At 47.6% G+C, this 24110-nt stretch carries 21 protein-coding genes; 10 read left to right on the top strand and 11 right to left on the bottom strand.

Going from position 1 to position 24110, the window contains the following annotated elements:
• Window positions 1–114: 114 nt before the first annotated feature.
• The gene (locus ABD031_RS01170) at window positions 115–339 is read right to left on the bottom strand and encodes a hypothetical protein (protein ID WP_343847962.1); all 225 of its coding nucleotides are present in this window, start codon (window positions 337–339) and stop codon (window positions 115–117) included.
• Window positions 340–357: 18 nt separating this feature from the next.
• A complete protein-coding gene (locus ABD031_RS01165; RefSeq protein WP_343847961.1) occupies window positions 358–1839 on the bottom strand; it encodes a M14 family zinc carboxypeptidase in 1482 nt (493 codons plus the stop codon).
• 88 nt (window positions 1840–1927) lie between these two features.
• On the opposite strand from ABD031_RS01165, the gene ABD031_RS01160 reads away from it, so the two are divergent.
• Entirely contained in the window at window positions 1928–2938 is a 1011-nt protein-coding gene (locus ABD031_RS01160) for a dipeptide epimerase (RefSeq protein WP_343847960.1), read from the top strand.
• A gap of 414 nt (window positions 2939–3352) precedes the next feature.
• Here ABD031_RS01160 and ABD031_RS01155 read toward each other — a convergent pair whose 3' ends face one another.
• Together ABD031_RS01155 and ABD031_RS01150 are read right to left on the bottom strand one after the other, a co-directional pair.
• Entirely contained in the window at window positions 3353–4048 is a 696-nt protein-coding gene (locus ABD031_RS01155) for a response regulator transcription factor (RefSeq protein ID WP_343847959.1), read from the bottom strand.
• On the bottom strand, window positions 4045–5754 hold the full coding sequence (locus ABD031_RS01150; protein WP_343847958.1) for a sensor histidine kinase: 1710 nt from the start codon (window positions 5752–5754) through the stop codon (window positions 4045–4047). The genes ABD031_RS01155 and ABD031_RS01150 overlap by 4 nt, the downstream gene beginning before the upstream one ends.
• 221 nt (window positions 5755–5975) lie before the next feature.
• On the opposite strand from ABD031_RS01150, the gene lysA reads away from it, so the two are divergent.
• Entirely contained in the window at window positions 5976–7199 is a 1224-nt protein-coding gene (lysA, locus tag ABD031_RS01145) for a diaminopimelate decarboxylase (RefSeq protein ID WP_343847957.1), read from the top strand.
• Here lysA and ABD031_RS01140 read toward each other — a convergent pair.
• Window positions 7196–7441, bottom strand: coding sequence for a hypothetical protein (locus ABD031_RS01140; protein WP_343847956.1), 246 nt, complete (start codon window positions 7439–7441; stop codon window positions 7196–7198). The two genes, lysA and ABD031_RS01140, sit on opposite strands and share 4 nt — an antisense overlap.
• Before the next feature lie 414 nt (window positions 7442–7855).
• Here ABD031_RS01140 and ABD031_RS01135 point away from each other — a divergent pair, with 414 nt between their 5' ends.
• Entirely contained in the window at window positions 7856–8485 is a 630-nt protein-coding gene (locus ABD031_RS01135) for a SprB repeat-containing protein (RefSeq protein ID WP_343847955.1), read from the top strand.
• A 132-nt stretch (window positions 8486–8617) separates the two neighbouring features.
• Here the strand turns inward: ABD031_RS01135 and ABD031_RS01130 are convergent, their stop codons facing one another.
• From ABD031_RS01130 to ABD031_RS01115, 4 genes are all read right to left on the bottom strand, one after another.
• On the bottom strand, window positions 8618–9571 hold the full coding sequence (locus ABD031_RS01130; protein WP_343847954.1) for a mechanosensitive ion channel family protein: 954 nt from the start codon (window positions 9569–9571) through the stop codon (window positions 8618–8620).
• Between the two features lie 242 nt (window positions 9572–9813).
• Window positions 9814–10299 (bottom strand): hypothetical protein, encoded by a 486-nt coding sequence (locus ABD031_RS01125; protein ID WP_343847953.1) that lies wholly within the window; start codon window positions 10297–10299, stop codon window positions 9814–9816.
• Window positions 10300–10394: 95 nt separating this feature from the next.
• Window positions 10395–11426, bottom strand: a complete 1032-nt coding sequence (locus ABD031_RS01120) for a hypothetical protein (RefSeq protein WP_343847952.1) — start codon at window positions 11424–11426, stop codon at window positions 10395–10397.
• A 6-nt stretch (window positions 11427–11432) separates the two neighbouring features.
• Window positions 11433–13127 (bottom strand): ferritin-like domain-containing protein, encoded by a 1695-nt coding sequence (locus tag ABD031_RS01115; protein WP_343847951.1) that lies wholly within the window; start codon window positions 13125–13127, stop codon window positions 11433–11435.
• Between the two features lie 135 nt (window positions 13128–13262).
• Between ABD031_RS01115 and ABD031_RS01110 the strand changes: the two genes are divergently transcribed.
• Genes ABD031_RS01110 through ABD031_RS01100 form a run of 3 tightly spaced genes read left to right on the top strand, consistent with a single transcriptional unit; the run spans window position 13263 to window position 16478 of the window.
• Complete coding sequence (locus tag ABD031_RS01110; protein ID WP_343847950.1) at window positions 13263–13829, top strand: OsmC family protein; 567 nt, start codon at window positions 13263–13265, stop codon at window positions 13827–13829.
• 7 nt (window positions 13830–13836) lie between these two features.
• Complete coding sequence (locus ABD031_RS01105) at window positions 13837–15078, top strand: FIST signal transduction protein (RefSeq protein WP_343847949.1); 1242 nt, start codon at window positions 13837–13839, stop codon at window positions 15076–15078.
• Complete coding sequence (locus ABD031_RS01100) at window positions 15075–16478, top strand: adenylate/guanylate cyclase domain-containing protein (RefSeq protein ID WP_343847948.1); 1404 nt, start codon at window positions 15075–15077, stop codon at window positions 16476–16478. Before ABD031_RS01105 ends, ABD031_RS01100 begins: the two co-directional genes overlap by 4 nt.
• A gap of 167 nt (window positions 16479–16645) precedes the next feature.
• On the opposite strand, the gene ABD031_RS01095 is transcribed toward ABD031_RS01100, so the two are convergent.
• Window positions 16646–17755, bottom strand: a complete 1110-nt coding sequence (locus tag ABD031_RS01095) for a TolB family protein (protein ID WP_343847947.1) — start codon at window positions 17753–17755, stop codon at window positions 16646–16648.
• A gap of 76 nt (window positions 17756–17831) precedes the next feature.
• Between ABD031_RS01095 and ABD031_RS01090 the strand changes: the two genes are divergently transcribed.
• The 3 genes from ABD031_RS01090 to ABD031_RS01080 all read left to right on the top strand — a co-directional run bounded on the left by ABD031_RS01090 (window position 17832) and on the right by ABD031_RS01080 (window position 20289).
• Window positions 17832–19073 carry a M20/M25/M40 family metallo-hydrolase gene (locus ABD031_RS01090; RefSeq protein WP_343847946.1) on the top strand — a complete coding sequence of 414 codons (1242 nt, stop codon included), beginning with the start codon at window positions 17832–17834 and terminating at the stop codon, window positions 19071–19073.
• Between the two features lie 105 nt (window positions 19074–19178).
• The gene (locus ABD031_RS01085; RefSeq protein WP_343847945.1) at window positions 19179–19688 is read left to right on the top strand and encodes a hypothetical protein; all 510 of its coding nucleotides are present in this window, start codon (window positions 19179–19181) and stop codon (window positions 19686–19688) included.
• Window positions 19689–19806: 118 nt separating this feature from the next.
• On the top strand, window positions 19807–20289 hold the full coding sequence (locus tag ABD031_RS01080) for a hypothetical protein (RefSeq protein ID WP_343847944.1): 483 nt from the start codon (window positions 19807–19809) through the stop codon (window positions 20287–20289).
• 59 nt (window positions 20290–20348) lie between these two features.
• On the opposite strand, the gene ABD031_RS01075 is transcribed toward ABD031_RS01080, so the two are convergent.
• On the bottom strand, window positions 20349–20585 hold the full coding sequence (locus tag ABD031_RS01075) for a hypothetical protein (protein WP_343847943.1): 237 nt from the start codon (window positions 20583–20585) through the stop codon (window positions 20349–20351).
• Window positions 20586–20917: 332 nt separating this feature from the next.
• Between ABD031_RS01075 and ABD031_RS01070 the strand changes: the two genes are divergently transcribed.
• Entirely contained in the window at window positions 20918–24088 is a 3171-nt protein-coding gene (locus tag ABD031_RS01070; RefSeq protein ID WP_343847942.1) for a SusC/RagA family TonB-linked outer membrane protein, read from the top strand.
• Window positions 24089–24110: the final 22 nt, after the last annotated feature.

Here is a 24110-nt window from a genome sequence, read left to right as displayed (position 1 = left end):
ATGAATTCCATCCATGATTTTTTTGGTTTGCTTGAGCGATGGTTTTTTGGCCTCGGACGTACTGAGAGAACATCATTGGATTCATACCGGTTTTCTCTGCCAAAAACTTGGAGTTTAGCAATCGGTAGTGTGGAATGAATTGCCGAAAGTCTGCTTCAATTTGATGTCAGCGAAAATGGAAATATTTTCCTCTTTGAAATAGAAAGAAGTGGATTCAACCGCATGGTCAATCAGTTCAGGAATCGTACCTCCGGTGACAAAGACCGGGAAATCGTTGGCATAAGCGGAAAACCCTGTTTCTGTCTTTTCCAAGGTGATTTTGATTGTTCTTGGAAACATTTCATTTCTAATAACATTCTAAAGGACTCTTTGCTTAAACTCCTGTTTTTTAGTGTTTTCCAGATCTATCAGGTAACCATTGACCACGGCGTATCTCAGTTTTCCCTCTTTTGCCAGAAAGAAATTGGGGGTCGAGCCAGTCATCCAGCCTCCGGAGAATTTTTCGGTGGTTTTGAGTACCAAAATCGGTAATTCATGAAGCTGTCGCGCTTCTGCTGTTTTGACTTTCACGGCCAAAAACCCTTGATTTAACAATTCTAAAGCTTTTTCTTCCGAGATGTCTTTTACGCTTTCGAAGGCCGTGGGATAAACCTTCCCCTGTGTATATTCCAATCCTGTCGCATCCAGTGTCTCAAATCCAAAATACACCTGCATGTCGCCTAGATCCTCCACGCTGCCGCTCATAAAGTACGCCCCATTTGCCTCGGACTCTCGTCTTCGGATCGCGAGATCTACCGGATAGCGCTTATCCTTGACCTTCACCTGCATCTCATTGATGATCAAGTCCATCAACTGGGAACCGTTGTCCGGAATGGTAAAATACTCCTCCGTGGTGTACTGCTCGTAGCCCTTGGTAGCGATCTGATGCAGCGCATTTAGGATGATCAGGAAGTTCAACTTGCGAATGAATTGCTTTTCTGGATCGCCCACGTATCCGCCTGACTCGATCAGGATGGTGCTCGTTCCCCATTTTTGAATATTGTCTCCGAACGCTCTCGGTTCGAAAGCATCATCGTATTTGCCCACTTGGCCGGGTATCAGTTGCTGAAGGACTTCATTCATACCGACGATGGTTTTCATGGCGTTTCCTCTCACGTCATTCACCTCAGTCTCGAGATTATAGGCTGGCGCCAAAACAGAAATCGTCGCCTGTTTCGGCGTGTTCGCTACATTGTAATAGATCTGCTGATCGTGGAGATTGAAGCCAAATGCCGGCTCAAAGTCATCCCTCGCTTTTTTCAAAATCACCGCCTCTGGCGAAATCTGCGAGATCGCATCCCGGTTCAGATCAATGTCCAAGGCATTTCTGCGCTTGAAGGCTTCGGCTCCATCCGGATTTATCATGGGGATAAATTTCAGGTTTAGCTGAGCTTGGAGCAGACTTCTTAAGTCATCTAATCCGTCGCCTTTTCCTTCCAAGAAGTTGAACAAGTCAAAAAGCGCCATCGTCGCCGTGCTTTCATTGCCATGCATCTGCGACCAAAGCATGACTTTGGTTTGGCCCTTGCCCCAGTCGAGCGCAGAGACGCTTCTTGCCTCGATGGACTCGCCCAGTTTTTCCACTTGAAAAGCCCCCGAATGCTTCTGAATCAATGGCTGCAGGTCGGCGTGGGTAAAGCGGCGATGGGTGATTGCGGGTTCTTTATACATCTCAAAAGCCGATTCCAGCTTGCTGAGAGGAATTTTAGAATAGGATACTTGCGCAATACTCTGACAGGCCGTAAACGCGACAAGAGTGAAAACCAGAGTTAAAATTCTTTTGAGGGGAAACAATTTCATAGGATGATAATTCAGTCAATTCTGATAAAACTAGGCATTCGAGAGAAATTATAGTGTGTATTTTTGCCTTTCCTTGAAAAATCATGCCATGAACTTAAGCTACCAAGTCTTTGATCTCGTGCTCAAGCACACCTTTACTATCGCCCACCAAAGCCGGGACGTTCAGGATACGTTGATCGTGAAGTTGGAAGGAGACGGATTCTATGGTTTGGGAGAGTCGACGACGAATCCCTTTTATGGCATGACCATAGAAAACATGACGGCCTGTTTGGAGAAGTTTCGCCCTGTGATGGAAACGGGCAGCTGGAAAACCCCCGAAGAACTTTGGGAGCTCGGGCGGGAAGTATTCAAAGAAAACCCTTTTGCACAATGTGCACTAGATATGGCGGCCTGGGATTGGTTTTCGAAGAAAGAGGGAAAAAAGCTCTACGAATACCTTAAGCTCGACCCCAATAAAATCCCGACTACTAACTTTACCATCGGCATCGATACAATGCAAAAGATGGTTGACAAGATGAAGGAAGTCCACTGGCCAATCTATAAGATCAAGCTGGGTACTGACAACGACTTGGAGATCATACGAGAACTCAGAAAGCACACCGACTCAGCCTTCCGCATCGACGCCAACTGCGCGTGGACTGCGGAGCAAGCCATCAGAAATTCAGAGGAACTCGCCAAGCTGGGCGTGGAGTTTATGGAGCAGCCCCTCGGCAAAGACGACCTGGAAGGCATGAAGGAAGTGTACAAACATTCCAAGCTGCCCGTGATGGCTGACGAAAGTTGCATCGTGGAATCAGACGTCAAGAAATGCCACGGACTCTTCCATGCCATCAATGTGAAGCTCGTCAAAGCCGGAGGTATCACGCCCGGCCTCCGGATGATCCGCGAGGCCAAATCGCTTGGAATGAAAACCATGGTCGGTTGCATGACCGAATCTTCCGTGGGGATCACTGCGATTGCTCATATTGCTCCACTCTTGGATTATGTCGACATGGATGGCGCAATGCTTTTGGCCAAAGATCCTGCGAGAGGTATCACGATCACGCCGGAAAAAGTCACTTTTCCCGAAGGAAATGGGATTGGGGCGGAGATCCTATGATAGAGTTAAGACATAATTTGCTTACTGCCTTTTTCGGGATTTAATTCAAAATAATTTTCAAAGAGATCTATGTTGGATCGGATTTTTGAGTGCTTTCTGATTGCAGTTTCCTATTTGACTTTTAAGATGGGATGATAAGAAAATGGTAGCGATGCCATTAGCTCTTCAATCAGGATAAGGTATTTCGGAGTGTCATTTTTGTGTTTATGTGCCCTTGTCGGTATTATTTTTTATCGTCTAAAAAATTAAAAATCCTGCAGAATTTCTGCTGCAGGATGTACAAGTCTTGTTTCTTGAGTCAATTTACCGAATCCAGAAAATTTGAAGTGTATGAATAGTATAGACTTCGACTCCGCTTCGTCTGAAAGTATGCCTAACATCTTGATACGAACATCTAGCTACTAGATACTCCAATCATCCTTCCCCCACGATCAGCTTAAACCCTTCCCCGTGGATGGTGATGATCTGAACTTTGGGATCGTCTTTAAGGATTTTTCGGATTTTGCTCAGATACACGTCCATACTTCGGGCGTTGAAGTAGCTGTCATCTCCCCAGATTTGCTTCAGCGCGTGGCTTCTGTTGACCAGTTTGTTAATCTCGGAAGCGAGGAGTCTGATCAGCTCATTTTCTTTGGAGGTAAGCTTGTGCTTGCCGTTGGGACCATCGATGAACTGCTCGTCGTAGTGCAAGACAAAATCTCCAAATGTGTAGGTCTTAAGCGCATTGATTTCAGTTGACTTTTGAGTTCTTCGCAGAATTGCGGTGATCCGAAGCAGCAACTCTTCCATGCTGAATGGCTTAGTAAGGTAGTCGTCAGCACCGATCTTAAGTCCTTCGATAATGTCGTCTTTTTGGTTTTTGGCAGTGAGGAAAAGTACAGGCAAGTCTTCCTGCACTTTCTTGATTTCCTTGGCTAGGGTGAAGCCGTCCTTTTTGGGCATCATGATATCCAAGAGACATAGATCGTATTTATCCTTCTTGAACTTGTTCCAGCCTTCCTCTCCGTCGCGGCAAAGCGTAGGTTCGTAGCCTTTCATTTCCAAATATTCCTTCAGGATGTCCCCTAGATTCGGGTCATCTTCTACTACTAATAATTTAGCCTTGCTCATTGTTTTTTGGGTAGGTTGATGGTAAATGTACTTCCTTTTCCGAGTTCTGATTCCACATGGATCTCTCCTTTGTGGGCTTCCAACATAGCTTTGACGTAGGACAGTCCCAGACCGAAGCCTTTCACGTCATGCACGTTGCCGGTAGGAACGCGATAAAATTTATCAAAAATTTTCTTGATAGCATCTTTGGTCATGCCAATTCCCTGATCACGGATAGTCACGATGACCTGGTCAGTATCATCCCAAGCCTCGACCCGGATGATGGGATTTTCCCTCGAATATTTGTTGGCATTGTCCATGAGATTATTGAAGATATGGGTCAAGTGGAAGGGATCCCCTTCGATCTCCGGACTTCTCAACTTATTGACAAATTCAATTTTTCCGCCTCTTTTTTCGATTTGCAAGCTGATGTGATCCACGGTATTTTCCAGCAGGGTGGACAGGTTGATTGGTTCGAGCTTAAGGTTGAAGTCCTTCTTGTCCAGGGCAGCAGCCTGTAGGACTTTTTCTACCTGAGTGACCAAGCGTTTGTTTTCATCTTTGATGATCCCCAAATACCGGGATCGAAATTTATCCTGGGAGGAAAGTTCGGGATCCTGCAGTGCCTCTACTGCCAGACTGACCGTAGCCAGCGGAGTCTTAAACTCATGAGTCATGTTGTTGATGAAGTCATTTTTGGTGTCGGAAAGGGCCTTTTGCCGAATGATGACTTGAATCGCATAGATGAAACAAAAGATAATCACCAAAATGAAGACAATCGAACTCGAAATAGGCAGCCAAACCTGATTGAAGACGTGACTGTTTTTGCCCGGAAAAAAGATGAACAGAAAGTTGTCCTTGCCGAGTATGTCGTTGGGAAAAAGCTTCGCCTGCACGCCACTTCTCTTCAATCGGAGAGGATCCGAGACCTTGCCGATCGGGACGATATCTGCTTTGTCATTCAACAGTCCCAGTTCAAAGTCTTCAGAGATGCCTTTTTCCAACAGCTGCTTCTTGAGTAAACCTCTCACATAGGCTGTGTCGAGTCGATCGAGTATAGCCTGCTGACCTTCTGCCAACTCGGCAAAAGCCTGATTCATCAAGTCGATTTTCAGATTGGTTTTCACGATTTTTTCCATCGCATCATCTGATATATTGATCTCGGCAAGAGTCGTTGAGCGTCGGTCCTTCGTCTGTCTGTTGTACGTGACGGAAGCCGGATTTTTGCTCATGTAGTCAAGCTGCCGCTCTTTTTCCTGCAGTAAGATCTGCATCTCGTCGGGCGTAAACATCGTGGACGCGATCTCGGGAGTCATATAAGCAAAGAAGTTTTCCAGCTCCGAAAGAATCGAGCTATCGATACCGCGGGACTGCAGCATCCGCCGGAAGGTCGGGCTCACCTGGGGTACGGGCATCAGCATCGTATCGACCATCGAGGGACGAGAATAGGTAGGGATGGTCTGGATACTCAATTCGATCGGATCGATCTTTTTGAAAACTGTCTCGAGCAGCGCCGAGTCTTGGATCAACTTGCTCAAAAGCACATCGCTAGTCTCTCCTTTTTCGAGCTCAGCGATAACGCCGGAAAGCGCTTGAAGCACATTTTGGTCAAATCGCTCCTGATTGATTCGAATGGCATTTCTGATCCAATAAGATTGAAAGCCCATCAAACCGAAGCTTGCTAGGGACATCAGGACTACTATCAGGGTGATACTTCCTTTGGTCATGTTACAAATTTATAGCGATTCGGAGCGATGGCACTTCCCTTAACATGTTTTAACTCAGGATTTACGCCAACGATTTTCCAATCTTAATCAAACCTGCTATCCTTGTTGTATTCATATTACGTTTTCTTAATTACACCATATCCGAAAAAAGGGGAAGTTTGTAGCTTCCCTTTTTTATTGAATTGGTAACTTGCGGCCTCAATTTCAAAAACTTAATTGCCGTGCCCAATCCTTCGCACATTCAGGGAGTATCTATCGCGTCGCTTGCAGACCAATTCGGGACGCCGCTCTACCTCTATGATGGAGACAAGATCTCCTCCCAAGTCAAAATCCTACAGCAGGCTTTTGCTGCCACTCCGCTGAAAATCAAATACGCCACCAAAGCCCTTTCGAATATCAATGTCCTGAAACTCATCCGAAAAGCCGGAGCAGGCGTGGACGCAGTGTCGATCGAGGAAGTGAAATTGTGTATGATGGCTGGATATACCGCCGAGGAGATCATGTACACACCTAGCGGGGTTTCCTTTGAGGAAATTCAGGAAGCTGTCGCCATGGGCATCATGATCAACTTGGACAGCATGCCCCTGATGGAACAGTTTGGTGAGAAATATGGCAATACGATGCCGGCGTGTATTCGGATCAATCCGCATATCATGGCGGGGGGAAATCTGAAAATATCCACTGGACACAGCGAGAGCAAGTTTGGAATCTCCATCGAACAGCTGCCGGCCATTCTGGCAATTGTAGAAAAATATAAGCTCCAAATCGTGGGGCTCCACATCCATACCGGTTCGGATATCTTAGATGCCGAGGTGTTTCTGAAAGGCGGAAATGTGCTTTTCGAAGCAGCGATCCAGTTTTCGGATTTGAAATTTCTGGATTTTGGAGGAGGCTTCAAAGTTGCATACAAGCCTGGCGACATCGCCACCGACATCATGGAAGTAGGCAAGAAAGTCGGGGAAGCATTTCAGGCATTCTGTCAGCGATACGGTCGGCAGTTGGAGCTATGGCTGGAGCCGGGCAAATTCCTGGTGAGTGAAGCCGGGTATCTCCTCGTCAAGGCAAACGTGGTCAAGGAATCGCCGAGCGTAACCTTCGCCGGTGTCGATACGGGACTGAACCACCTCATCCGGCCCATGATGTATGACGCCTACCACGGCCTCTACAACCTGAGCAATCCGGACGGTGAGAAAAGAAAATACAATGTAGTCGGCTATATCTGTGAGACTGATACCATTGCTGCACATCGAGAGCTGAACGAGATCAAAATTGGCGATTTGTTGGTCATCAAAAATGCGGGCGCTTATGGCTACAGCATGGCTTCCAACTACAATTCGAGGCTAAGGCCTGCCGAAGTAATGATTTTGGATGGGAAGGCCCATCTGATCCGCAAGCGGGAAAGTTTCGAAGACTTGATCCGGAATCAAGAAACACTCGAATTTTAGACAAAGGCGCCAAAACTGGCGCCTTTTTCATGGTGGTTGATTTTAGCGTAAGGAAGAAAGAAAGGATTTAAAACTTCCTGATTTTCAATTCCAATCTTTACCCTTTTAGTGCCGTCTACATGTCTTATATGCGTAGTTGATTGATGGGCTAGGCCAAGAAAACCCGCCCGAGCAATTGCTGAAATGTGGCGACTTTTTAGGCTTGAGCCTATGAAAAATGGAGGAAATAACAACGCCTCCAAGAGTTCACGCTTTTTGGTTGATTTATCTCCGATTCCGTAGCTAGAATCGCCAAGTAATGCTGCACTAGCCTACTGATCTTTAAACCAAAAGAGTATTGTGTAAAAAAGAAATAAACTTTTTTTAAGGTCTGCCACTCAGGTCTTTTTGAATTTCATGGAATGAAAAAAGCATCACCTCGACAGTTTTTTTATTTATAAGGTGGTTTGATCAAAAACTAGCTTTTTACTTTTCTTTCACCTCTATGTCCCACCCAGGTTTCCACTTGGAAAATAGAGATTTTTGCTACTATTTTCAGGAAATCAACTCATTGACAGAATATTAGCTTTATTATTTCTTATTGTCCGAATTAATATTTCGAAATATAAACTGCATAAAACGGGCCTTGTTAGGCGAAAATCCGTAGCCAAAACGTAATGAAATGTGAAAAAATGGAAAGGTATCGCAAATTATTCCGCATAAAGTATCTTTTGCTTGCGCTCAGCTCGTTGATCAATTATTCTGCGTGGGCACAATTTGCTTTTAACATTCCCAACCGGGCGAATGATAGAGTCGAGGGCTATTCAAGTCTAATGATAGAAGTGGAAGGAAAGCTGGCACTTTGCTCTTACAACGACAGAGGAAGTGTCTTTTTGCACGTCGAAGGGGGAGTTCCCCCTTACAAATTCAAGTGGAATACTGGCGAAACCGCTCAAGGGAGAACTGGTCTCAATTCGGGAACTTATACCGTGCTGATCACAGATTCGGAGGGAATGGACATTACTCAAAACGTAGTCATCCAGCCGTCAATTCCTTTGGTTTTAAATCTGGTCGAGAAAAAAGATGCCACCTGCTTATCGGCAAATGACGGGTCGGTTAAGATCGATGTAAACGTCGGCCGCAAAGACTACGAAGGAGACAGACCTCCTTACAAGATTGCTTGGAGTAACGGTCTAACAGACGTGAGAGAAGCAGAAGGGTTGGCGCCCGGTACTTACATGGTGGTCGTTTCGGATTTCTATGGTTGCGACACCAGTATGGCTTTTAATATTGAAGCTGCCGCATAAGGCATTCAGTTCGGCGAATCCAACCAACAGGTCAAGCGAGGAGTCGGCAATTCCTGACAAATATACTTGGACGTATTTGGAAGCTGTCGCTCTAGTGCCAGAAGAAAATACTCGATGCCATGGTTTAGAGCTTTAAGCCAGTGGATTTTCATTTTCGAAGGATTGCCCCTTTGCCGGAAAGTCTCTTAGGACAATCCTAGTTTTGGGAAGCGCATCCGGATAGGTCTTTTGAAGGAACTCCACCATTTTTTCCCGCACAAGCACTCGCAGATCCCAAGCCGTCGGAGAGTTTTTGGCGGAGACCAGAATGCGGCTTTCGACCGTACGTTCCTTGGCGTCGGTGACCTGCAGTACTTTGACCTTGCCGTCCCAAAGCTTGGTTTCTGCCAGGATTCTGTCCAGCTCTTCACGCATGGCCTCAAATGATACGGTGTAGTCGGTGTAAATGAATACCGAACCAATAATCTCTGCTGAGGTTCGCGTCCAGTTTTGGAAGGGATTTTCCAAAAAATAGGTCGATGGCAAGACCAATCTCCGCTGATCCCAGATTCGTACCACCACATAGTTTAGGTTAATCTCCTCGATCCAGCCCCATTCTCCCTCTACGACCACGGCATCTTCTAAGCGGAAGGGTTGCGTAAATGCGATCTGAACTCCCGCAATCAGGGTTCCAATGGCCTTTTGAGCCGAAATACCGATGATAATCCCAGCCACTCCAGCTGAAGCAAATAGACCGACACCGACTTGTCGCACCACCTCAAAGGAAATCAGGATCAAACCGATACCAATCACGATGATCATGAAATTGGCAACTTTCACCAGGACGTTGATCTGGGTGTACACCTTGCGTGCCCGAAGATTATCTTCTTCGTTTATATCAAATTGCCGGAGAAAAACCCGCTTTGAGATCTGAATCAAAACCAACAAGCACCAAGTGAATCCGATGATGATTAGGATGGTATTCAGGTGAGGCAGATAGGAAAAGGGGAATTCCCATTTCTTCGAGGCGTCTCCGAAATAGATTTTAGAAAACCCCAAAGCCAACGTGACCAGAAGTGGGAGGATAAGGCGAGCGTATCTTTTCATGTTCATCGGATTTGGCAGGTTCAAAAATAGGAAGCAACGAGCGCTGCAAATCAGGTGATTCTGGGCATAAAGTCAAAAAAGTAGGTAATCAAGTCCACTTATTCAAGTTTGGGGTCGAATTGAATACCAAGAATTAACGCCGCACCGATAGTCTGGAGGGTTGTGATTTTGATCCATGTTGCGAAAATCTGCCGTGATGAGAGTTTAGGCTGTAAATGTTGAAACTGCCTCGGTTGGGAGACTTACCTGAGTCTTGTATAAAATTGATCACATGGTACAGACACCAAATTTACCTCATGGCTGTAGTCCAGCGAGTCGATATTTTTATATGCCACTACTCCGTCAACTTCGTTGATCTCGCCATAGCCTTCTTTCCAGCCTTCCTTAAATCTCTTGAAAACCACCTGCCGAATCGAGGTGTCTCCCTCGGATAGAAAGGTGTATTCTGCAATCAGCAGCGAGTCCTCTAGGGTTCCCTCGATCTTGCCCCAACTTTTGTCTTTCTCAGACCATAAATATGCCAGCTCTCCGGTGACATTGACCTCTTCGGGCTGGATTCTCAGGCGGATGGTGTCTTTGCCATTCACAGCCTGAAAACATTCCTCCAGGATCTCTGCCCTGGCCACACTATCTGGGGAGAAATGGGCATCAATTGGGGAATCTTCCTTGGGACCATTGCATGCTATGGCTGTGAAAACCGCCAAAACGAGTAGATTGAGCGCTTTCATGGTTGTTTATCAATTAGTTATACTGATAGAGTCACAAAACTGAGTCCAAACGAGGATTCTTACTTTGATCCGCCCCACGACACATCGACGAGCTTTTACGAAACAGGGATCTCGAGCACGCCACTGCAATAGCCAGCCATCAGATCGCCGTCATATTGACCCAGGTAGTAGCGGATTTCCCATTCCTTGGACAAATCCGTAGTAACGGGCGAGAAAAAATCCATGTCCATGAATGGCACGGGGTTCATAGCAGCGGTGCCTCTGATCTTATGCTGATAGAGTTGCCGCAGCGGAATCCTGCTGAGCAGCCGATTGGCCAGCACCGTTGGACCAGTTGCTTGCGTAAAGAAGTTGACTGCATAGAGACGAGATCGGTAGGCTTCCACCAGTGCCGGTTTGTTCAGCGCCTGAGCTTCCACTATTTTTCCTTGCAGCCATAGCATCCGATTTTGAAAAAAGGTGGCTAGGCTGTCGGTACTCTGTCCGATCTGAGCCAGTCCTTCGGCTGAAAGTGCGAAACGTTGGGTAGGCAGTCTGCGATCTACTTCCTCATTGGGAAAAACCTGGTAAAGCTGTCTATCGGGAAACTCAAACGAAAGTGGGTCAAATCGGGATAGTATGAGTTTAGAGTCGTCGGGAGTGGAAATGGTAAATAAAAACGGATTTACCGTGAAGCGATCTGGATCTCCGTCTGAGGTGATTTGATTTCTCCCCTCGAATATGGGGCCTTTAAACGGACCATTGGATTGAGCCCTATTTGCAAACCTGCACAGACCGCCTTTAAGTTTGCTCTCCATCTCTGGCCAATTTTCCCCGTCAATCAATACCTGAGAGACATTGATGCCGATTCCTCTAGTATTGTACACTACATTATCCGGCGAAGCCTCGCGGATGTTTTTGATGTCGAATTGTGGATTGGACCGAAGCGGGTCTCGAAAAGCCTCGTCTTTGAGCCCATAGTTCGCTTCAATGTCCTTGGCCTGAGACCATATCGAAGGATCGAGCAAAGTCTCCCCAGCCACCGAATAGGTAAATCCACTCACGCCCCGCTGTTCGTTGGAAGGGTCTGGATCGGTCGCAAGTCTGCATTGAAAATAGCCGTCAAATAAAATCGAAAGTGTAGCCACGGGCGCTTAGTTAAAAGTGGAAGAATAATTCTGAAATCCTCTGGAAGACACCGGAGCAACCATTTGACCAGTCCAGTAAGCGGCAAAATTCTTGGAAATCCGCTCCAGATGTTCTGCCAGATAGGTAAAGGAAACATCAAAGTCCCGGGCATCGGGCTGCTGGTAAAAGGCCATGTGATACCCGCGAGTCTTACATGCTTCACTGAGCTTTAGTGCCGAAATTCGCATTTTTTCAAACGCATCCAAGTAATCCTGCAACTCCGAAAACGGAACCGTCATCTCTTTGATCGAACCCTCATTTAGTTGATCAACCGGAATCAGGAAATCAGGTCCAGCACATCTATTTGGTACTTTCCCACCATTTGGCACAAAGCCCTCATCCGCTGGCAGTCGGCAGATCATCTCTCCCAGAGGCCGGATCACATTGGTCATGAATGGGTAGAAAGCCGTTTGGAAATAGGCATTTACCTGTGGAGGTCTGATTCCTGTAGTTTGATCGATTTCGTAGTGACCAAAAAAACCACTCAACATCCGGATCATGACCTGATAGGCTTGATTGAAGAGCTGCATCGCCGCGATGGCTACTTCATTGGTGACTGGCGCAGTGACTGAGGTCTGTGTGCAGGTGCCTGGCGTAGACAGGTGAAATTCCGGGGGAGTCACATAGGACGGATTCCAGATGACGGGCAGCGCGGGGGCAAAGGGCAATCCTGTTTCTTTCTCCTCCTTTGCCATCGATTCCAAGATTGTCTGAAACACCCAAAAATGACTTCCCAGCGTGGGCGGAATCCCCCATACCCCTTCGCCCTCCTGGATGATCTGATCTATCGTTTCCTCCACATACCCTTCAAACTGCCCAAGTACGAGTGGATTGAGCACGATATTGAAACCATAATGCTCGTCCACGATGCGCTCCATGTTTTTCCCTTCCAAGATTTTGTACTTCAGACCCAACAGCAAATAGAGCTTGATGAAGGTGTAGAGTTTCTCGATACTATTGAAGAACGAGCCGTATTGCAAGGGACGTTTCACTTTGTTGAGCTGATCACCGTCGGCCGTGCCCTCTAAAAAATCGCTTAAGAAATCCAGTGCTTCTTTTTCCGCTACATCAGGATCAAAGGGTACTGGATCGAGGTGTGGCATGGAATACAACGGTTTGATGTGTGCCGGCAAATCTTCTGCCCACTTGGGGTCAGGAAGCGGCAGGTGGTCGGGCTTCTCCCAAAAGCGATAAATTTCCGTAGCTGCCTGCGAAAAAGGCATCAGGTTTACCGGTTTTGAAAGGGGGAAAGACTCCGCCGGTACTGGGAAATTAGGCCGAAAAAGATAAGGGTCTTTGCCCAAGATCGCCAAGAGGTTCATGTCGTAGCAGAGGTGCCCCATCTCCTCTCGGGATACCATGAGAATGTTTGCTTCCCAGCGCCTGATTTTTTCGACTTGAGCAAGTCTGATTTGATTGATACGCTGCTGAGCTGGATCGGGTGAATCGGGCAGGTAGTCTTCGAATTCTTCAGGGTATTTTTTCATCGTAAAACAGCTGAACAAATACTGCATGGCGAGCAGGTGTTCGGTCGTACTGGCCTGTTTTAACAAATCATAAATTAAATCGGTCAACTCATCTTTTGCGGTTTGATCAAGAGATTGAAGCTTTTGATGAAGCTTAGGGCTCAATTGAATTTTTTTCGGAATTTTTTGTGTCATAGTAGGAAAAATTATATTTATAGCGACTTCTAACCAAAACATTTTCAGTAAGTTAATATAGACTTATTCTTTGGTACAACAGGGATTTGAATTATATTCCAACTATCATTTTCAATTTATAACCCAACTTTTCTTATGTCTAATGTCAAAAATGGTGTCGACCTCGACAATATCCAGGCGCTGGTAGGCGCGATCCAAAGTGACCCGGCAATAGCCAAGGTCCAATTCAAGGCCCAATCCGAGTGGAAGGGCGGAACCAAAGCATCGGTGACTGTTTCTGAGCTTTTTTCCAATGGACAAAATATCCGCAGTGAAGCGAGTAAATTTCACCTGATGGTGGATGAACCCGGGGTTTTGGGAGGTACCGATGAGCATCCCAATCCGGTCGAATACCTTGCTTCGGCACTTTGCGGCTGCCTGACGGCCGGAATCGCGACCAATGCTGCACTTTTCGGAACGGAACTGGAAAAAATCAACGTGGAGGTCCTGGTCAACTTTGACATCCATGGGGTCTTGGGCTTGGATCGAAGCAAGCCAAGTGGGCCGCTGGATCTTCATTACAAGGTGACGTTGAAAGGGAAAAACGGAGCTACTGTAGATCAGCTGATCAAGTCCAAAGAGACATTGGACAAAAAATCCCCGATCAAAAACACCATCCAGTTGCCCCTGAATGTGACCACCGAGGTGGTAATAGAGGAGTAACGAAACCATGACGGCACAACGATCCAAATTTGGTGTGGGATTTTCGGATTCCGCAAATTCACTGAACGCAGGAAAGCTTGCTGCCGAAGCTGCCTTGAATCAAGCTGGACTTTCACCGGAGAAAGTTCAGCTTTGCTTTTTATTCTGTACCTCACGTCATGATCCGGCGGAGTTTTTTGCCGGGGTCAAATTTGTTTTGGGAGAAAAAACCAAGTTTTTCGGCGGTTTTGCGAACGGCACCTGCGACAACCTCTCCTTGGGTTACGATGGATACGAGACCGTCGTCGGCGTGTGGGGCGACAGTACAGCCAGGTTTGACCTATTTGTCCAAGAGGGGATCGCCTTCAATGAATATGAGACCGGCAAAGCGCTAGGCGCACAAATCGTCGCCAACGAATACCCGGAAGGCGCGCAAATGATCCTGCTTTTTGATGCCGTCAATCGACTCGAAGGAAAATTCAGAATGAACTACGGGACGCCTTTCATCAAAGGCATGAACGAAACAATCGGTCAGCTGCCAAACACGATTGGCGCGAGGATGCTCGGCGACATGCGTTTCAAACCAACCTATCAGTGGTATGACCAAACCATGACTCAAAATGCTGCAATGGCGCTGGTGATGTCTGGCGATATCCAGATCGACTACCAAATCATGCACGGATGTGAGCCGGTGAGCGCGTATCACACCGTCACGGCGGTCAAAGGAGCGACGATTTTGGAGTTGGATCACCGACCAGCATTGGATGTCATCATCGGCATCTTGGGAGAAGACCTTGCGGAAAAACCCCAGGAGGTGAAGTTTTTTGTCACACTTGGCAAAAATACAGGGGACAAATGGGAACGATACAATCCCGGAAGCTACATCAACCGGATGTGCGTGGGTATTGATCAGCAAAACAGAGGCCTCCATATGGCGGAGATGGATCTAGAGCCAGGCATGGAAATCCAATTGATGCGGAGAAGTTTTGACATGGAATATGTGGAGATCCGCACCCGTAAGATCATGCAAAAAGTGAAGGCGAAGAAACGCCGTATCATTTTCGGCTTTTACATCAACTGCTCGGGCCGCGCGGCTGCGTATTCCAATCAGACCGACGAAGATATCAGGTACGTACAGGCAGGAATCAATGGGGAGTTTCCCCTGATGGGCATCTATGAGGCTGGCGAGTTGGCTCCGATCGGAGGTGCATTGCAAGTCTTGGATTGGTCGGGAGTTTTGTGTCTATTTAGTGAACCGATCACCGAATGAGCGACTCAGAAAAAGATATTGAACTTGCGGATCTTCGTCGACAGGTGGAGTTTTACAAGCAGCTCTCTGACGAAGTAGCCGGACAGAATATCCGGAGCGACGCCACGATGTCTTTGCTGAAGCGAAAACTCCTGCAAAAAGAAAATGGTTTCACCATTCTTTCGGCGCTTCACGATGTATTTGGACAGCAGATCTATGAGAAGGACTTCTTCCTTAATATCCTGGAGCTTATCAACATCACCTTGAAGATGGACAAAACTCTCGTTGTTCAGCGGGTTGATCCTACAAACGCGTTGTTTGCCCACCAGTACTCCCTGGGCTATTCGCGCGAGGAACAGCAGCTACTCGATGCAAGTCCCATTGCGCTAGCCGAACCGGATGGAGAACTGACCAAGCCCTTTTTGCAAAATCAATCCACTCCACCTCAACCTATCTCGACCTCGATCAAAGACTCATTGCTCCTCAATTTCTTTATCGCGATTCCCATTCGCGTGCAGGGTAGCATTGAGAGCTGGCTGATCAGTGGAAGGGACAAAGAGGCCTGGCCATTCTATCCCCCGCTCGACGAGGGAGACATGGACACCCTGATTGCTATCGGGGGATTTTTGGAGGCTGGACTTGCCAATGCCCGCCTATATGCCAGTCTAGAGCAGGCCAATCGGGAACTCGAGACTTATAATCACGAGCTTGAGCTCCGCGTTGCCGCTCGTACCAAAGACCTGCGGGTAAGAAACATGGAGCTTTCCAAAGAAAAGAAGCGATCCGAGGACCTCTTACTCAACATCCTGCCTAAGGACACGGCAGATGAATTGAAAAAGAATGGATTCGCTAAAGCCAAACTTCAGAGTAATGCCACAGTGATGTTTACTGATTTCGTGAACTTCACTAAATTTTCTTCCCAAATCTCCTCTGAAGAGCTGGTAGCCGAACTCGACCATTGTTTCAGACAGTTTGACTCTATCACCACCAAGTACGGATTGGAAAAGATCAAAACCATCGGTGATGCGCACATGAGTGCCTGTGGCGTGACTGGCGAAGTGGGCACTGCAGCGGACGTCATCCGTGCGGGACTAGAGATGCGGGACTTTATCGAAGAATATCGCAAAGAAAAACCGGAGCACCTTCGCGAATATTTCCGAATCCGAGTTGGGATCAATTCAGGATCGGTGGTCGCTGGGGTAGTGGGACTCAAAAAGTTTTCCTTTGACATCTGGGGCGACACAGTAAACACCGCGGATCGCATTCAAACCGGCTCGGTCGCCGGCAAGGTCAACGTCTCACACAGCACCTTTCTCCAATGCAAGGACTATTTTGATTTTGAACCCAGGGGGAAGATTGCTGCCAAAAACAAGGGGGAAATTCTTATGTATTTCGTAGAACCAAAAACTCCAAAAGACTAACGCCTCTACCCAAGGCATCCTGTCAGAATCTTGCAACTCCGCCGTCTGAATGCTGTCCTAACCGACTTATCGACACAAAAAAGCCAAAGTCACCCTTGAAATGACTTTGGCCTTTTGCTTGCGATAAATACGGAAGCTAGGGAAGAAATACTCTCCCTAATACTAGCTTAATCCCCAATCCACTCCGCTACAAACAGGTTGGTGTCCCGCGTGCCGCCGTTGTTTCTATTGGAAGCAAAGACGAGGTATTTTCCATTGTTTGAAAATACTGGAAAGGCGTCAAAGGTCCCGTCATGCGTGATGCGGGTCAGGCCTGTGCCGTCGAGATTGATCATGAAGAGGTTGAAGGGAAATCCGCGCTCGGTCTGGTGGTTGGAGGCGAAAATAAGTTTTTCTCCGGAAGGATGGAAGAAAGGCGCCCAGTTGGCCTTGCCCAGGCTGGTGATCTTTTGGATGTTGGTGCCGTCGACATTGGCCACATAGAGCTCCATGTCGGTCGGTTTTACCAGGCCTTCTTTCAGGAGATCTTTGTATTCCTTGATATCTTCCTCGCTCTGTGGTCTGGAAGCTCTCCATACCAATTTGGTGCCGTCTGGGGAGAAAAATGCTCCACCGTCATAGCCCAAGTCAGAGGTAATCTGCTTCACGTCCGAGCCGTCGATGTTCATCGTATAAAGCTCCAGATCGCCGGTTCGCATGGAGGTGAAGACGATCTTGTCCCCTTTTGGAGAGACGGTCGCTTCCGCATCGTAGCCCGGATCATTGGTCAGCTGGTTCAAGATATTCCCGTCCAGATCTGCAGTGAAGATGTCGAAGGAATCATAAATCGGCCATACGTATTTGCCGTCAGTTCTTCTCTCCGGTACCGGAGGACAGGCATCACCGCCCAAGTGCGTGGAGGCGTAGACAAAAGTCTGGTCGCCCGGAAGGAAGTAAGAGCAGGTAGTGCGCCCAAGACCAGTGCTGATCTTCTTCGGCGTATTGTTTTTCAGATCATCCGTCTGCCAGTGGGTGAAATACATCTGGTCGCATTCGTTTCCCCAGCCCGCAAAGTCCGACTGGAAGACCAGCATGGAGTCGTCAAATGACCAATAGGCCTCGGCATTGTTTCCGCCGAAGGTAATCTGCTTGATGTTTTTGAGGTATTTCATCTCCTCGGGGTGGAGGAGTAGCGAGTCGGCCGCGGAATGTGCCTCAGGCTGTGTGACTTCGGTGTTTTCGGTCTTGGGACTACAGGCGACAGCTGCTAGTAAAGCAACAACAAGCAATGATCTCATTTGATTAATTAGATTGGTTATAAATTGCAGCGCGAAGATACCAATTATTATCTTTGGCCCGAATTTAAACTTAGTCATGAAAAACAACTTGAAATACTTTGCGATTCTGGCCGTTGCCGGGGCGTTTAGTTTTGGCTGTGCCACCTCCCCTACGGATGAATCCCTGCTCGCAGACTTGAAGGCTGACGTCACCTTTTTGGCTGCTGATGATCTTGGCGGAAGGGCAATCGGTACGGAAGGCGAGCAAAAAGCGTCTGAATATCTGGCCAAGGAATTCGAAAAAATCGGTTTGGAGCCAAAAGGAACCGAAGGGTATTTCCAGCCTTTCACCGTTTCGAAGCCTACCAATCCCCATGAAGAAGCCGTGATCGGAACAGATGGCGCTGGGGTTACCGGTAGAAACGTAGTGGCTTTCTTGGATAAAAAGGCGGACAAAACCATCGTGATCGGCGCACACTTTGACCACCTCGGCATGGGTGGCGAAGGCTCGCTTCACAGAGGTGACACGGCAATCCACAACGGTGCCGATGACAATGCCTCCGGCACGGCGGCACTTTTGGCCTTGGCCAAGATCCTGAAGGGCGAAGAACTGAAAAGCAATGTGCTCTTCATCGCTTTCTCCGGTGAGGAAAATGGCCTTTGGGGCTCGAACTACTATGTGAAAAACCCGACCATCGACCTAGCTACGGTCAACTACATGATCAACATGGACATGGTCGGCCGACTGAAGGAAGACAAGTCTCTCGCCATCAACGGAGTGGGGACAAGCCCGAGTTTTCCACCTGTTTTTGACACGATCAATTCAGACAGCCTGAAGCTGGTGACCTCAGAATCCGGCACAGGTCCATCGGATCACACCTCTTTTTACCTGCAGGATCTGCCGGTACTGCACTTCTTTACCGGACAGCACGAGGACTATCACAAGCCAAGCGATGACTCCGAATTGATCAACTACGAGGGTCTGGTGAAAGTCGTCCGTTACATTTCAAGATTGGTTATTGCCTTGAATCCAGCCGGAAAACTGGCCTTTACTAAGACCAAGGACTCCAGCGACAATCCAAGATTTACCGTTTCCATGGGTGTGGTGCCAGACTACATGTTTGACGGCAAAGGAATGCGCATCGATGGCGTGTCAGAAGACAAGCCAGCCAAAGCAGCTGGTCTGCTCAAAGGTGACGTCGTTGTACAACTCGGTGACTCCACCGTCTACGACATGATGAGCTACATGCGCGCACTGAGTGTGTTTGAAAAAGGCGATTCCACCCAAGTGACTGTCGAAAGAGAAGGTCAAAAGGTAGAAGCAAAGATCAAATTCTAAAACTTTTCACAGATAGCATCAATGTCCTGGAAGATATTCGGGGCATTTTTGCATTGTAACATTTCGATCTTCCAGCAGGTAGATCGTCAAACAACTGATTTTTCTATGACTAAAACATTCCTTTTCCTCGTTTTAACGGCCCTGCTGTTTACCTCCTGCAAAGAGGAGGAGGATACAATTCCGCAAAGCGAATTAGCCGGCACTTATGAAATTTCCAATGAGATCAATGCGACGGGAATCTGGATGGTGAACCAGTACATTTTCGCAGCAGATAGAACTATGGAGCAGATCGGACTGATGAGGGATTCCGAAAAAGGCGGTGTCCTTGGTTATGTCTACTACACGAGGGGCTCCTATTCGATCCGAGGTTTTAATCTTGTGATTTCGATGACCGAAGCGTATACGCTAAACTATCAAGCGAATCCTAAGGGCTATGCAGAAACTATCGAAGAGCTCAAAGCGGCTACGCTTTCTGCTGAATTCGTCGATTTCAATGGACGTGTGATTAGAGCAGCTGCTGGTACGAAGACATCGATCGCGCTGGTATGCAGTGAAATAATTGGACCCACGCCTACGAATTGTGTCGGCGAGCGAGTTTTTTACCGGGTAGATTGATCAAGCGCTGATCGTTGTGTGGGTGGATTCCACAAAATTCTCTGAGGCATTTAGCTTTTGTATCGGATCGCCACTCATCTTCGTCTTAGATGTGTACTATGACCAAATCCATTTTCCCATGATCAAATCATTGATTTTTCTCTTTTTGGCGGTCTTTCTGGTCACCTCCTGCAAGGAGGACGAGGCTCCGCAGGACTACCTGGAAGGAACCTATGAAAATGCCGGGTTCAATTCCGACTCGGGAGTTTCTTACGTGAGTCAGTATACGTTTCAAGCTGACGGGACTTATGAGCGGATTAGCCTCTTGAGGAAAGACGGGCAGCTGCTCGGCTATAACTTCTATTCCAATGGTACCTACACGCTGCGGGGCGAAGAGTTTACCCTGTGGGACCGAGAGATGGCTGGAGTGAACCACGATGTTCATCCCGATGGGTATGTGGAGAGCTTGGAGCTGCTGGAGGAATATGACATCGAACCCCATCAGTCAAATGGAGTTTTAAGGCAGCTTCACGGCAGGGATAGGATAGGGATACAGATGGAGTGCAGCGATCTTCTTTTGGCCATGTGCATCGGCGAACAGATCTTCGATAGGGTAGATTAATAAGAATCGACTAAACACCAAAGAAAATGCCTCTGGACGATCCGGAGGCATTTTTCAGTTTAGTGGAGTGAAGATCCAGCTTGGAGAATCACCTGTTTTATATTTTTTATAGAAAGTAAACATTGGATATCCACCGTATTGCCAGTGATCGAATCTACTTCTTCATACGGGTAGGAGGACGAATGAACGATGCTTCGGCTACGCTCAGCACAGGCGACCGATGTTTCGGCAAAGCCAGAGTTGATCGTTGTTTTGAATAGACCAATTCGGCTACTGGCATAAAAGCGGGTAACCATAAAGATTATCTCTTTGTTAAATCAGAGTAGGATTTTTAAGCAATTTTTTCACGTCCTTTTTTTCCGATTTTGGAAAAATCCGGGATGCTACAATCTTTCAAAGAAATCCCCATGAAGTTAAGTCCCGCAATTGGGGTTATTTTCAAAAAACAGCTTTTACAACGCGGGGAGGCCGAAACGGAGTCGTTAACTATTGATTAACGTCCTTTCATTAAAATAACAATTAGACAATCCAAATTCACATCCATGCTTAAGAAGGCTGGATACTTTTGTGCGATAAAGTCAGACTCAATCCAGATTCAGGATTGATTTCTCTGACTATCAATTATTTAATGTCAAACATTTTAATCGAAAAGATGAAGAAGACTTTTACTGTTTTTACACTGTTGATGCTGCTCCTCCCGGCCTGGGCATGGTCGCAGGTGCAGGTCAAGGGAAAGGTATCGGACCCGGCTGGGGATGGGCTTCCGGGAGTTACTATCCTGGTAAAAGGTACCAACAAAGGAACCGTCGCGGACTTTGAGGGAAACTATAGCCTCATGATCGACGGGGATGCTGTGCTGGTCTACAGTTTTATTGGTTTTTCACCCCGCGAAGAAGCGACCAACGGGAGGTCGGTCATCAACGTCACTTTACAGGAGGATAGCAAGGCGCTTGAGGAGGTCGTGGTCACCGCAATAGGTATCAAGCAGCAAAAGAAGAAATTGGGCTACGCAACCCAAGAGGTGAAGACGGATGTGTTGGCAGAGGCCTCCACCCTGAACATCGGAAATGCCCTTACAGGACAAGTGGCTGGCCTGACCGTCGTCAACCCGACAGGGATGTTCCAGTCTCCTTCCTTCAGTCTGCGGGGCAAAAGCCCGCTGATCGTTTTGGATGGTGTGCCTGTGGAAACAGATTTCTTTGACATCTCTCCAGAAAACATCGAAAGCATCAACGTACTGAAAGGCGGCTCGGCCTCGGCACTTTATGGTTCTCGGGGAAAAAACGGAGCGATCCTGATCACCCGAAAGAATGCTTCCAAAGAAGGTCTGACCGTGACCGCGACTACCAACAACATGGTGACGGCTGGCTTTACGGTTTTCCCGGAGACACAGACTGAATACGGCAACGGCTCCAATGGTAAATATGAATTTTGGGATGGTGCCGATGGCGGGATCTCCGACGGTGATATGATCTGGGGTCCCAAGTTCGAACCCGGTGTGATGGTGCCTCAGTGGAACAGCCCCATCCGTGACAAAGTGACCGGTGAGCAGATCGACTGGTACGGAAGTGTGACAGGAACAGTCTATGACGACAAATCCAGATATGAACGCGTGGCGACGCCATGGGTAAGACACGACAACCTGAAGGACTTCATGAGAACGGGCTTTGTGACCAAAAATGACATCTCCGTGGCTTATCAGGGAGAAAAAGCCCAGATGATGTTCTCTGCCAACTACGCCTATCAACAAGGCCAAGTGCCGAACACCTCCGTGAATACCGGCGGATTTAATTTCAATTCGTCCTTCAAACTCAGCGAAAAATTGCAGTTGGACGCGACGCTCGGCTACAACAAGGTCTATTCGCCCAACTATCCGCGCTACGGCTACGGACCAAAAAATCACATGTACACCATCCTCATCTGGATGGGTGATGATGTAAATGGGCAGGATCTGAGAGACCATATGTATGTACCGGGACTCGAGGGGTATCGCCAAGCCAACTTCAACTACGCTTGGTACAACAACGTCTACTTCGCAGCCCATGAACTCAACCAAGTTCATAACAGAAATGTCATGGACGGAAAGCTGAAATTGAAGTACCAGATCTCTCCCGACCTCTATGTTCAGGGACGATTTTCGGCCAGACAAAAGGGCCTGTTCGAAGACATGCAAAGCCCTAAGTCCTACATGAACTACGGCGACTCCAGAAACGGCGACTACAAGTTTTGGAAGGATGAGCAGCTCAATCTCGACACGGATTTCCTGGCTGTCTACACCAAAGAACTCAGCAAGACTGTGGGGTTGACAGTCAATGCTGGCGCTTCCAGCTTCTACAGAAGTTATCAGCAGTCCTATTCGTCCTCGGATGGTCTGATCGTACCTTATGTGTATAGTCTCAACAACACCCAAGGCCCGGTGCAAGCCACCAATTACGTCGAAGACCGGGAAATCCGAAGTGTCTACGGCTCAGCAGGTCTGGATCTATGGCAGGCCTTATTCCTGAACGTGACGGCAAGAAATGACTGGTCCTCCACGCTTCCGGAGCTGAACAATTCCTATTTCTATCCTTCGGCTTCGGTAAGTGCGATCATTTCGGAATTTATCACGATGCCAAAGGCTATCGACTTCGTCAAGCTTTACGGCTCTTGGTCAGAAGTATCCAGCGACCTGAGTCCGTACAGCATCTATTCTACCTACAACAAGGGTGTGACCTATGGATCCATCCCTTCGGTCACGTATTCTTCCAGCTTGGTAAACCCGGAGATCATGCCTCAAAAGTCCACGACCTTTGAAGCGGGTCTGTCGACTTCCTTTGCGCAGCGAAGATTGAGCTTGGAAGGTACTTACTATAGAATCTTGGATGAAAATCAAATCATCGATCTGAGCATTTCCGAGGCTTCCGGCTACACTTCCCGCAAAGTCAACGGCAACCAATATACTACCAACGGTTTTGAGGTGATGTTGAATTATGCGGCTATTCAGCGTGAGAAATTCAGCTGGGATATCGGTGTCAACTGGACCAAATTTGAAAAGAAGCTTACAGACATCTACGGGGATGATGAGAAGTTTGGAAACCTCAGAGAGGGAGACCGGGCGGACAGCTATTATGCTACCATCTGGCAGAAAAGCGCAGATGGACAGGTGATCCTCAATGGCACTTCGGGCTTGCCGACCAGAGATCCTTTCCTGTCTAAAATCGGTCATTTGGATCCTTCTTGGAGATTTGGTGTACAAAACCAATTTAAGATCAACAAATTTCGCGTAGCCATGGATTTCGACGGTGCTTGGGGTGGCTTGATCCGTTCGCTGACCATCGAGAAGATGTGGTGGGGAGGAAAGCATCCCAATTCTACCCAATATCGGGACGAAGAATACGCTGCCGGCAAACCGGTCTATGTACCAGAAGGCGTAGTCGTGACGGGTGGCGAACTGATCAGAGATGTCGACGGCACGGTGATTTCCGATACCAGAGAGTATAGACCAAATACCACAGCTGTCAGCTGGCAGACTTGGGCGCAGACCTATCCCTATCGTGCGCAAGTGACCGAGGACGAAAGCGAAATCTTCGCAAACGTATATGATGGCTCCTTCCTGAAGCTACGCAGATTGTCCGTAACCTATGACCTGATGAACATCATGCAGTCCAAGAAGATCAAAAATCTGGATCTTTCCCTATATGGATACAACCTGTTTGTTCTCAAAAATCTCCCATACCTTGATCCAGACTATGGCAACGACAGCAATCTCCAGGATCCCTCTTCGCGCTACGTAGGTATGACCCTCAAAGCCGTATTCTAATTGATTTTTCTGACTTACAAAT

The sequence above is a fragment of the Algoriphagus jejuensis genome (assembly GCF_039523455.1).
Lineage (GTDB): Bacteria > Bacteroidota > Bacteroidia > Cytophagales > Cyclobacteriaceae > Algoriphagus > Algoriphagus jejuensis.
This window is presented reverse-complemented; position numbering and strand designations above follow the sequence as displayed.

What these genes read in the sequence shown, in the direction of transcription:
- ABD031_RS01150 (WP_343847958.1), bottom strand. Translation starts at nt 5,754, where the DNA reads ATGACCAAAGGAAGTATCACCCTGATAGTAGTCCTGATGTCCCTAGCA.
- ABD031_RS01105 (WP_343847949.1), top strand. Translation starts at nt 13,837, where the DNA reads ATGACGGCACAACGATCCAAATTTGGTGTGGGATTTTCGGATTCCGCA.
- ABD031_RS01110 (WP_343847950.1), top strand. Translation starts at nt 13,263, where the DNA reads ATGTCTAATGTCAAAAATGGTGTCGACCTCGACAATATCCAGGCGCTG.
- ABD031_RS01160 (WP_343847960.1), top strand. Translation starts at nt 1,928, where the DNA reads ATGAACTTAAGCTACCAAGTCTTTGATCTCGTGCTCAAGCACACCTTT.
- ABD031_RS01125 (WP_343847953.1), bottom strand. Translation starts at nt 10,299, where the DNA reads ATGAAAGCGCTCAATCTACTCGTTTTGGCGGTTTTCACAGCCATAGCA.
- ABD031_RS01100 (WP_343847948.1), top strand. Translation starts at nt 15,075, where the DNA reads ATGAGCGACTCAGAAAAAGATATTGAACTTGCGGATCTTCGTCGACAG.
- ABD031_RS01095 (WP_343847947.1), bottom strand. Translation starts at nt 17,755, where the DNA reads ATGAGATCATTGCTTGTTGTTGCTTTACTAGCAGCTGTCGCCTGTAGT.
- ABD031_RS01155 (WP_343847959.1), bottom strand. Translation starts at nt 4,048, where the DNA reads ATGAGCAAGGCTAAATTATTAGTAGTAGAAGATGACCCGAATCTAGGG.
- ABD031_RS01130 (WP_343847954.1), bottom strand. Translation starts at nt 9,571, where the DNA reads ATGAAAAGATACGCTCGCCTTATCCTCCCACTTCTGGTCACGTTGGCT.
- ABD031_RS01170 (WP_343847962.1), bottom strand. Translation starts at nt 339, where the DNA reads ATGTTTCCAAGAACAATCAAAATCACCTTGGAAAAGACAGAAACAGGG.
- ABD031_RS01070 (WP_343847942.1), top strand. Translation starts at nt 20,918, where the DNA reads ATGTCAAACATTTTAATCGAAAAGATGAAGAAGACTTTTACTGTTTTT.
- ABD031_RS01090 (WP_343847946.1), top strand. Translation starts at nt 17,832, where the DNA reads ATGAAAAACAACTTGAAATACTTTGCGATTCTGGCCGTTGCCGGGGCG.
- ABD031_RS01085 (WP_343847945.1), top strand. Translation starts at nt 19,179, where the DNA reads ATGACTAAAACATTCCTTTTCCTCGTTTTAACGGCCCTGCTGTTTACC.
- ABD031_RS01080 (WP_343847944.1), top strand. Translation starts at nt 19,807, where the DNA reads ATGATCAAATCATTGATTTTTCTCTTTTTGGCGGTCTTTCTGGTCACC.
- ABD031_RS01115 (WP_343847951.1), bottom strand. Translation starts at nt 13,127, where the DNA reads ATGACACAAAAAATTCCGAAAAAAATTCAATTGAGCCCTAAGCTTCAT.
- ABD031_RS01135 (WP_343847955.1), top strand. Translation starts at nt 7,856, where the DNA reads ATGAAATGTGAAAAAATGGAAAGGTATCGCAAATTATTCCGCATAAAG.
- ABD031_RS01165 (WP_343847961.1), bottom strand. Translation starts at nt 1,839, where the DNA reads ATGAAATTGTTTCCCCTCAAAAGAATTTTAACTCTGGTTTTCACTCTT.
- ABD031_RS01075 (WP_343847943.1), bottom strand. Translation starts at nt 20,585, where the DNA reads ATGGTTACCCGCTTTTATGCCAGTAGCCGAATTGGTCTATTCAAAACA.